Source organism: Hominisplanchenecus sp., from assembly GCF_046967715.1.
Classification (GTDB): domain Bacteria; phylum Bacillota; class Clostridia; order Lachnospirales; family Lachnospiraceae; genus Hominisplanchenecus; species Hominisplanchenecus faecis.
Map to the genome: position 1 here is coordinate 1 of NZ_JBKVNQ010000082.1, position 9,202 is coordinate 9,202.

The 9,202-nt window shown below is 46.9% G+C and carries 10 protein-coding genes; all 10 read right to left on the bottom strand.

Annotated features, from left to right (window positions below):
• Nucleotides 1–55 precede the first annotated feature (55 nt).
• On the bottom strand, nt 56–1,432 hold the full coding sequence (locus ACLTL4_RS10320; protein WP_412290801.1) for a phosphodiester glycosidase family protein: 1,377 nt from the start codon (nt 1,430–1,432) through the stop codon (nt 56–58).
• A 90-nt stretch (nt 1,433–1,522) separates the two neighbouring features.
• Nucleotides 1,523–1,831, bottom strand: coding sequence for a hypothetical protein (locus tag ACLTL4_RS10325; protein ID WP_022118563.1), 309 nt, complete (start codon nt 1,829–1,831; stop codon nt 1,523–1,525).
• A 72-nt stretch (nt 1,832–1,903) separates the two neighbouring features.
• Complete coding sequence (gene hisIE, locus ACLTL4_RS10330) at nt 1,904–3,190, bottom strand: bifunctional phosphoribosyl-AMP cyclohydrolase/phosphoribosyl-ATP diphosphatase HisIE (protein ID WP_022118562.1); 1,287 nt, start codon at nt 3,188–3,190, stop codon at nt 1,904–1,906.
• The gene (gene hisB, locus ACLTL4_RS10335) at nt 3,190–3,777 is read right to left on the bottom strand and encodes an imidazoleglycerol-phosphate dehydratase HisB (RefSeq protein WP_022118561.1); all 588 of its coding nucleotides are present in this window, start codon (nt 3,775–3,777) and stop codon (nt 3,190–3,192) included. Before hisB ends, hisIE begins: the two co-directional genes overlap by 1 nt.
• Nucleotides 3,770–5,077 (bottom strand): histidinol dehydrogenase, encoded by a 1,308-nt coding sequence (gene hisD / locus ACLTL4_RS10340; protein WP_412290798.1) that lies wholly within the window; start codon nt 5,075–5,077, stop codon nt 3,770–3,772. Before hisD ends, hisB begins: the two co-directional genes overlap by 8 nt.
• Before the next feature lie 4 nt (nt 5,078–5,081).
• The gene (gene hisG, locus ACLTL4_RS10345) at nt 5,082–5,729 is read right to left on the bottom strand and encodes an ATP phosphoribosyltransferase (RefSeq protein ID WP_022118559.1); all 648 of its coding nucleotides are present in this window, start codon (nt 5,727–5,729) and stop codon (nt 5,082–5,084) included.
• Nucleotides 5,726–6,955 carry an ATP phosphoribosyltransferase regulatory subunit gene (gene hisZ / locus ACLTL4_RS10350; RefSeq protein WP_412290796.1) on the bottom strand — a complete coding sequence of 410 codons (1,230 nt, stop codon included), beginning with the start codon at nt 6,953–6,955 and terminating at the stop codon, nt 5,726–5,728. Before hisZ ends, hisG begins: the two co-directional genes overlap by 4 nt.
• Before the next feature lie 195 nt (nt 6,956–7,150).
• Nucleotides 7,151–7,684 (bottom strand): Holliday junction resolvase RecU, encoded by a 534-nt coding sequence (locus ACLTL4_RS10355; protein ID WP_022118557.1) that lies wholly within the window; start codon nt 7,682–7,684, stop codon nt 7,151–7,153.
• Nucleotides 7,657–8,655, bottom strand: coding sequence for an RluA family pseudouridine synthase (locus ACLTL4_RS10360; RefSeq protein ID WP_412290794.1), 999 nt, complete (start codon nt 8,653–8,655; stop codon nt 7,657–7,659). Before ACLTL4_RS10360 ends, ACLTL4_RS10355 begins: the two co-directional genes overlap by 28 nt.
• Before the next feature lie 70 nt (nt 8,656–8,725).
• Nucleotides 8,726–9,202: hypothetical protein (locus ACLTL4_RS10365; RefSeq protein ID WP_412320502.1), on the bottom strand; the 477-nt coding region annotated here is incomplete at its 5' end.

Here is a 9,202-nt window from a genome sequence, read left to right on the forward strand (position 1 = left end):
AATTCAACAGTTATTTATATACTTTTATAAGTTTTATTCAGCTGTTCTTTACCTCTTATTCTTTGAACAGCAGGAAATCTCCACATGCCCGCTCTGCTCCGTCGGATGGATGGTTCAACACCGTTCCGCGGTAAGCAAGGGTTGCTGATCCGCCGCCGTCCATATTGTAGGCGTAGGTACAGCCGTAGCTTTTGAAAATATTCTGCATCTCGGTTCTGGTAAGTCCGAGGGAACCGCCGATCCCTCTTCCGTCTGCAACGAGTAGAATGTAATGGCCTTTCTCTACCATACCGACGGCACTTCTTGGATCTTTATAGAACATCAGTGACCAGTCGTTTGCAGAATTTGCCATATTGTATGTAACTTTTTTGCCGTTTTCGATCAGCGGCGGTCCGAAATTGTAGCTGTCTTTTACGCCCATTTCCACCAGATCTTCGGCGGAAAGATGTACTTCCGGCGTAAACATGGTTCCGTCCCACAGAACGGCACAGTTGGAATAGCTTGTACCGCCTGCACGGTTGTAGATCTTGCCTTTCTGGATCTTCACTGCATCAAAACAAGGTCTGCCGTCCGAATAGGAAAAAGCACTGGCATTGATGCCGATGATCGATTTGGTGCGTTTTACCGCATGCGAAGTCGTCTCTCTTGTTCCGCCATACGTCCCATAGGAAAATGCCGAAAACATCTGGTTTGGATTGTTGATCTTAATATCCGCAGTCCAGTAGCAGGTGCTGTACGCTCTGTGTTTGCGAAGGATGACTTTGAGCGTGGAAGTGCGGTACTCGATCTTGGTTGCTGTCAGGCGGCTTCCCGTGTTCATACGCTCGCCTTTGTACACCGAGCCGGTCGTGCTGGTCGGGTAATACCAGCCGCCTTTCTTTTTCCAGGAAGTACTCCGCTGTTTACCTTTTTTCGTAAAATAGTAGGTGGTATTCTTGATCTTCTGCCACTTGGTCAGACGCACACCGTTTTTATCCAGATAGTACTTATTACCTTTGTACTTTAACCAGCCGGTTTTCTTTACGCCTTCTTTTGTATAATAATACCACTTTTTGTTGATCTTATACCAGCCGCCCTTGAATTTCTTGATCCACTTTCCGTTTTCACCGACAAAATATTTGCCGATCCACTTGTTTTTTTCCAGGGCTCCGTTGTCGCCGACGTGATAATTTCCAACCCATTTGTTGCGGATCAATCTGCCCAGCTGGTCAAAATAATAGTAATTTTTGCCGATCAGCTGCCATTTGCCGCATACATTCTGCAGAGTAGATGGATCACAGTAGTACGTCTGCCCTTCTTTCTGTATCCAGCCGACCTTTTTGCCGTGTACCGTGCCTGCTGCCTGTGCCGGAAGACTTGCCGGAAATGCCATGCACGCCGCAAGTGCTGCCACAAGCAGTCTTTTCATTTTTCCCCTTTGTTTATTCCCCATGTGGTTCCTCCTGATGCTTATATTACCTGTATTTATTTATGCTTTCTCCTGTTTCGCGAGTCTGAAATCCATGACGTTCTGACCCACATATTATTTTATTCTAACAGAATCTGCCACTTTCTGCAAGTCTATGCTCTGACTGACCGCCGTAACTGCCTCCCGGCTGTTATATCCAAAGATCGAACTGCCGCTCAAATGAAACTGCAAAAACAGTGCCAGCAGCAGCATTGCCGCCAGAAGGCGTGTAAAAAAAGAACTCCCGTTCTGTGGAAGTTCTTCTGTTTTTTCTGAAAAATCATTCACTTTTTCTGCCGTTTTCCGGTAAACCGGCATACGGCCGCTCTGCCGCCGCATCTTTTCGATCTGCCGTCTCTGCTCTTCACTTAAGCCTGTATGCATAAAAATCCCGCCTTTCTGCTATACGCTATGCAAAAAGGCGGGGTTTTATTCGGTTATATCAAAATCATACCCTTAGCGGTTTGCAAGCTCTCTGGTGATATCATCCCAAGTCACACCGCGTTCAGACATCAGTACCATCACATGGTACAGAAAATCGGAAATCTCGTACTTGATCTCCTCCGGATTCGGGTTTTTCGCTGCAATGATGATCTCCGTCGCTTCTTCTCCGACTTTTTTGAGGATCTTGTCAATGCCCTGTTCAAGCAGGTAGTTGGTGTAAGATCCTTCTTTCGGATGCTGTTTGCGATCCTCGATCAGCTTATAGAGATGGTCGAAAACGATCGCCGGATTGGTCTCATGGTAATCTTTCTTTAAGATCTCACGGTAGAAACAGCTGCGGTTCCCGGTATGGCATGCGGCACCGATCTGCTGCACCTTTGCCAGGATGGTATCGTTGTCGCAGTCGATGGAAAGCTGTTTGACATACTGGACATGTCCGGAGGTCGCACCTTTCTGCCACAGTTCGTTGCGGCTCCTGCTCCAGTAGGTCATCTTTCCGGACTCCACAGTCTTTTCAAAAGCTTCACGGTTCATATAAGCGACCATCAGCACTTCCAGATTTTTGTAGTCCTGCACAACAACCGGGATCATGCCGTCGGAGTTCAGTTTCAGCTCATTCCAGCTCATCTTGCTCTCGAACGTATTGATCTCAACGCCATGCTTTTTCGCTTCCAGCTTGGCTGCCATCAGATCTTCATTCAGATCAGAGAATGTATCTCCGCAGACACCGCAGATATTGTCGAGCATCAGAAGCTTCAGCAGGCCGTGACGGTCTGCACGTGTGGAAACCGGAAGTACCGGCACTTCTACAAGGCGGGCAGTTGTACGCACATCCACTTCATCGCAGAGCAGGATCACACGGGAGGTATATTCATTTACCCTCGCCTTGTTTGCCTGCAGCTGTGCAAAACTGTCTGTACAGATCGCGATTTTTTCTTTTCCGAAACGTTTGGATACTTCTTCTGTCAGTTCAATATTGGCTGCTTTGGCATAATTTAAGAAAACCTGCTGGCATCCTGCGTAGAGAAGCTTTTTCACATCTTCCAGATTTTTAATATGGCCGCCGCCACTCATCGGGATATCGATCACCCGGCTGATCTGGCGGATCAGATTGAGAGACTGCTCGTGATCTGCATCGTCATCCGACAGATCAAAGATCAGAAGCTCATCTGCCCCGTTGTTGCTGTAATGCTGGGCAATACTCATCACATCGCCATCTTCAAGCAATTCTTTTCCGTCAAAACCGGTCACTGCTTTCCCGTTTTTCAGATACATATGTACCACAATTTTCTTCTGCATTATAAACTTCCTTTCGTCGAAAGCACATCTGTAATGCGGCTATCCATTCCAACCGCCATGTCCAGTGCTTTCGCAAATGCTTTGAACATTGCTTCCATCATATGATGATTATTTCCGGGTGTCAAGACTTTTATATGCAGATTCATTGCTGCCGCATAGGAAACAGCATAGAAAAATTCACGTACCATTTCGGTGTCCATATCCCCGCATTTCGGTACGGTAAATACATCATCAAAGGATAAATACGGTCTTCCGCACAGATCGACGGCACACACGACCAGGCACTCATCCATCGGAAGAATGAAATGTCCGTAGCGTTTTATGCCTTTTTTGTCACCGACTGCCTCGCGGATCGCATTGCCGAGCACGATCCCGGTATCTTCGATCGTGTGGTGGGAGTCCACATAGAGATCTCCTTTTACGGAAAGTTTCATATCAAACAGCCCATGTCTGGTAAATCCGTCCAGCATATGGTCAAAAAATCCGATGCCGGTACTGATCTTGGATTTTCCGCTTCCGTCAAGGGAAAGCGTCATTGCGATATCCGTTTCTTTTGTTGTCCGGGTGATGGTGGCTGTCCTACTCATTGGCATCTTCCTCTTCAAACCGGACACGGATCGAATTTGCATGTGCCGTCAGTTTTTCTGCCTCGGCAAACTGGATGATATCTTTGTGGATATCTTTGAGTGCCTCTCTTGAATAATAGATGATGCTGGAACGTTTGATAAAGTCATCTACGCCAAGCGGGGAGAAGAATTTTGCAGTTCCGTTGGTCGGCAGTACGTGGTTTGGTCCGGCAAAATAATCGCCCAGCGGTTCGCTGCTGTATTCTCCGATAAAGATGGCTCCGGCGTTGCGGATCTTCATCATTACTTCAAACGGGTTGGCCGTCACGATCTCCAGATGCTCAGATGCGATCTCGTTTGCAGTCTCAATCGCCTCGTCCATCGTCTCTGCAACCAGTGCGTAGCCATAATTGTCCAGTGATTTGCGGATGATCTCGCTTCTTGAGAGAGTTTTTAAATAGCCTTCGATCTCTTCGGAAACTTTATCTGCAAAGTCACGGCTTGTCGTTACCAGGATCGCAGAAGCCATCTCGTCGTGTTCTGCCTGAGAGAGCAGATCGGCTGCCACATAATGCGGATTGGCTGTCTCATCTGCCAGTACCAGGATCTCGCTCGGTCCGGCGATGGAATCAATGCTGACATGTCCGTAAACAGCTTTTTTGGCAAGTGCCACATAGATGTTTCCAGGACCTACGATCTTGTCTACTTTTGGTATACTCTCGGTTCCGAATGCCAGAGCTGCAATCGCCTGGGCACCACCCACTTTGTAGATCTCATCGGCTCCTGCCTCCATAGCGGCAACAAGTGTGGACGGATACACTTTTCCGTCCTTTCCGCAAGGGGTCGTCATGATGATCTTCTCCACACCTGCCACTTTTGCCGGTACAACATTCATCAGAACAGAAGAAGGATAAACTGCTTTTCCACCCGGAACATAGACACCGACTTTTGCAAGCGGCATGACTTTCTGTCCAAGCATGGTTCCGTCCGGTTTGCTGTCAAACCAGCTGTATTTTTTCTGTTTTTCGTGATATTCACGAATGTTGACCAGTGCTTTTCTGATAACATCCAGAAGAGACGGATCAACCTGTTCGTAAGCTTCGTCAATCTCTTCTTTTGTCACTTTGATGTTTCCGGCGTTGATATTGGCACCGTCAAATCTTTTCGTATATTCAAACACTGCCGCATCTTTGTTGTTTCGTACATTCTCAACGATCTCTGCCACAGCATCCTCGAATTTTCCATAGCTGCTCGGGCTGCGTTTCAGCAGATTCTCAAGCACGTTTTTTCTGGTTTCCTCTGTAAGTGCTATTGTACGCATTCTTTTATGCCTCCTGTTTGATCACAGATTTCAGATCTGTCAAAATCTTTGTAATTCTTTCATTTTCCATACGCATGCTCACCTGGTTGACTACCACTCTGGCAGATAACGGGCATACTTCTTCGAGTACGACCAGACCGTTTTCGCGAAGTGTGGAACCGGTCTCCACAATATCGACGATCACATCGGAAAGTCCGACGATCGGTGCCAGCTCGATCGAACCGTTCAGTTTGACGATTTCTACTGTCTGGTGTTTTTTATTATAAAAATAGTCTTTTGCAATATGCGGATACTTGGTTGCCACGCGGATCTGCTCCTGATGTTTCAGAAGTTCTGCCGCAGACTGTGGTCCGCAGACACACATCCGGCATTTTCCGAATCCAAGATCCAGAACTTCATACAGTTTCCGCTGTTCTTCTAAAATGGTATCTTCGCCTACGATACCGATATCAGCTGCACCGTATTCGACATAAGTCGGCACATCCGGTCCTTTTGCAAGAAAGAAACGCAGTTTCAGCTCTTCATTGACAAAGATCAGTTTTCTGGAATCTTTGTCCTTCATCTCCTCGCAGGTGATCCCAATTTTCTCAAACAGCTCCAGTGTTTTCTTTGCGAGCCGTCCTTTTCCCAGTGCAAATGTCAGATATCTCATGCTTTTTCCTCCTGCGGTTTCACTGTCTGTACGTTTCCGTCCGCTGCAAAATAAACAACCTTCTCAAGTGCATTTCGTTTCGCATAGGCGCTGTAGAAAGAAAGCGGATAACCTTCTATTCTTCTCATCAGAGCTGCCTTTCCTCCGTCCCTGCGGATCTGAATGGATGCTTCGATCGCCTGATCACGGACGAAACTGTCATAGAGAACCAGCGTCGGTCCTTCTTCGACCGGAACCGCAATCTTCTGTCTGGAAAGTGCATTTAAAAGCTCATCTGCCTGCACGACAAATCCGATCGATGCTGCCGGCTTTCCAAAATATCCCATCAGTTGATCGTAACGCCCTCCTTTTACAACGGCATCTCCCGTTCCGAACGTGTAGGCACGAAACAGTACGCCGGTATAATAACCGTAGCTTCCAAGCATACCAAGGTCAAAGGAAATATATTTCTCATATCCATATTTGCGGATGATCTCATACAGTTTACGCAGGCGGGCGATCGCCGCCAGAGCCTGTGTATTATCAGTCATACTCTCTGCCTGATCGAGCACTTCGATGTTTCCAAACATCTGCGGAAGGCGTTTGAACAGGTTCGTCAGCTTTTCATTCATGTTCCGCTCTTCAAGCAGTGTCTCGACACCGAAATTGTTTTTGTTGGTGATCAGTCTGCGAAGTTCCTGCTCGGTAGCTTTGTCAACACCGGCCTCTGCAAGCAGGCTCTGGAAGAACTCTACATGTCCGATGCTCACCTGAAATTCGGTAAGTCCGGCTGCCAGCAGCATCTCTACGATCATTGCCGTGATCTCGGCATCGGCTTCCACGCTGCCGTCCCCGATCAGCTCCGCACCGAGCTGTGTCATTTCTTTTAAATGTCCCTGAAGGCTTGAGTTGTTTACAAACGTATTTCCCATGTAAGAAAGTCGGACACCCAGTTCCTCATTGGAAAAATATTTTGCATAGGCTCTGGCGATCGCCGGTGTCATATCTGGGCGAAGTACAAGGGTGTTTCCCTCGCGGTCAAAAAATTTATACAGATCTTTGGACGGAGTCGTTCCGATCTCTCTGCTGAATACATCAAAATATTCAAAGGTCGGTGTCTCAATATCACAGTAACCGTAACCCTCTACGACTCTGTGCAGTTTCTGTAAAAGTGCTTTCTTTCTGGCGTACTCTCCGCTGTAGATATCACGCACGCCCTCCGGTGTGTGCAGCAGTCTCTGTTCCATAGGTTCCTCCATTCTCTTCTGCCCTTGCTCTTTCTGAGAATATGCAATAATCCCGTCATGTAAATATCGGCATTACCGTATAAAATCATGCATTAGATCCTTCAAATTCTCCATCTGTTTCACTTTATTGTATTAACGTGTTACCTAATTATCATGCAAAATCAGATGTTATTATATGCTCAATTCTGATTTCTGTCAATCCCTGGCATCCAAATCTTTTTGAATCGCCTCCAGATACGGTACAAATACGCCGTGTCCGGCTTCAATCTGATAGGAAAGATCTACTTCTTCAAAACGGAAACTTTTGCGTCCTCCATTCTGTGCCCGTTCCCAGAACCGTATCATATCCTTAAACGGAAGATATAAGATCAGATTTCTTCCGGTATAATAGATCAGCAGAAAGGCGATCCCGCCCTGTTTTTCAAAATCCTGCATAAAAGCGACCTGATGCGGATGGATATTCTGGAGAGCAAAGGTATCTGACGCACATTCTTTTGCATCAAAGCAGACCGGGATTCCCTGCACTGCCCCGATATAATCGACCGTACTTTTCTGATCAAAATACGCCAGCGTGATATGACGCTTTTCTTTGTCGATCTTGATCGGCGTGATCGGAGTCGGGATCTTCTGGATCAGTGCCAGCCCTTTCTCGCGATACTGTTCGTTCGTGCGGTTGATCAGTTCCTCAAGTGCGGACCCTCTTAAACCTCTGGAATTCCATGTTCCCATGTTCCAAGTCCTCTTTTCTGTGCAATACTCACAAACTGCTTCGGTGCCGGAGCGTAGATGCTTTTACCGGAAAGTCCTTCAAAATCACCGGAAAGCTCTGGAAATACCAGATGCCAGGCATGCAGAAGCTGCATGTGAAGTCCGTACCCGGAAGTCAGTTTTTTATTCAACACTGCGTCTCCGTATTTCGGATCACCGAAGATCGGATGTCCCATATAGGACAAATGGGCACGAATCTGATGTGTACGTCCTGTCAGAAGCTCGATCTCCAGAAGCGTCTCCTGCCCATTGTCTGCAAGCGGACGGTATTTTGTGTGGATCGGTCTGGCATCCTTTGTCTCGTTTTTGAAAATTCTGACCTGGTTGGTCTTTTCGTTTTTCAGAAGCCATCCTCTGACATCCTGTTCTTCTTTGATCATGCCTTTTACGATACAAAGGTAATATTTGTGCAGGGTACGTTCTTTGAAAAGCCCTGAGAGCATCTGCAAACCCTGCAGCGTCTTGCCCGCTGCCACGATTCCGCTCGTATTGCGGTCCAGACGGTTGCACAGGGACGGCCGGAATGTTTTTAACATTTCTTCGGTCACTTCGCCGGTATCCAGAAGATGGGAAATCAGATGCTCCACCATGGAAATATCGCCTTTTTCCGCCTTCTGCGAGAGCATCCCTGCCGGCTTGTTGATCAGCATGACCTGCTCATCTTCATAGAGAATATCCAGCTTTGCCCCGGTATGTACGGCTCTTTTTTTCTTTTCCCGGAATCCTTCGATCGTCTCTTCAGAGAGAAACAGTTTCACTGTATCTCCATTTTCCAGTTTTTCATTTCCTGCTGCTTTTTTACCGTTCAGCGTGATGTTTTTCTTTCGCATCATCTTATAGAAAAAGCTTTTCGGTGCCAGTTCCATATATTTTGCGAGAAATTTATCAAAACGCTGCCCTGCCTCGTACTTTGAGATCACAAGTTCTCTCATTGCTTTTCCTTTCCCGGTATTTTACTGTTGTCAGGCGGATATTCGCAATCCTCTTTGCTGCCTGATTTTGTTAAAGTACGATCGCACGCAGCACGTCGCAGATATATTCTGCCTTCCGGCTGCCCGTCGTCTCATGTTCACTCTGTTTCTGGTTCATCTGCTTTAACTGATCCAGAAAACGTTTTTCCTCCCGGAACAGTTTCACACCGACCGATTTGCATTTATTGTTCTTTAAAATCTCCCGGATGTGTTCTTCTCCAAACGAAAGATCCGCTTTTTCACTGCTCACATAACCGATCACCTGCGTCCCGCTCACGGCAACTGCATCAACCGGAACTGTTTTCTGATAAGCAGTAAAGGTCATATCATATAAGATCCGTACATTTTCGTTTACCTGCTCGATCTTTTCTTTTAATGCTTCCGATGCCGGTTTTTGCATCAGCATCATGATAAACCCGGTTGCTGCTCTGGCTGCCGGGATACACCCCATGATCGCCACAAAGGTAAACATATTCAGCCTTGTCTTTGTGATAAAAAGCCCGGTCAG

Bases quoted from the DNA above. Each gene is read 5' to 3' on its own strand.
- ACLTL4_RS10320 (WP_412290801.1), bottom strand. From the start codon at position 1,432: ATGGGGAATAAACAAAGGGGAAAAATGAAAAGACTGCTTGTGGCAGCA.
- ACLTL4_RS10325 (WP_022118563.1), bottom strand. From the start codon at position 1,831: ATGCATACAGGCTTAAGTGAAGAGCAGAGACGGCAGATCGAAAAGATG.
- hisIE (WP_022118562.1), bottom strand. From the start codon at position 3,190: ATGCAGAAGAAAATTGTGGTACATATGTATCTGAAAAACGGGAAAGCA.
- hisB (WP_022118561.1), bottom strand. From the start codon at position 3,777: ATGAGTAGGACAGCCACCATCACCCGGACAACAAAAGAAACGGATATC.
- hisD (WP_412290798.1), bottom strand. From the start codon at position 5,077: ATGCGTACAATAGCACTTACAGAGGAAACCAGAAAAAACGTGCTTGAG.
- hisG (WP_022118559.1), bottom strand. From the start codon at position 5,729: ATGAGATATCTGACATTTGCACTGGGAAAAGGACGGCTCGCAAAGAAA.
- hisZ (WP_412290796.1), bottom strand. From the start codon at position 6,955: ATGGAACAGAGACTGCTGCACACACCGGAGGGCGTGCGTGATATCTAC.
- ACLTL4_RS10355 (WP_022118557.1), bottom strand. From the start codon at position 7,684: ATGGGAACATGGAATTCCAGAGGTTTAAGAGGGTCCGCACTTGAGGAA.
- ACLTL4_RS10360 (WP_412290794.1), bottom strand. From the start codon at position 8,655: ATGAGAGAACTTGTGATCTCAAAGTACGAGGCAGGGCAGCGTTTTGAT.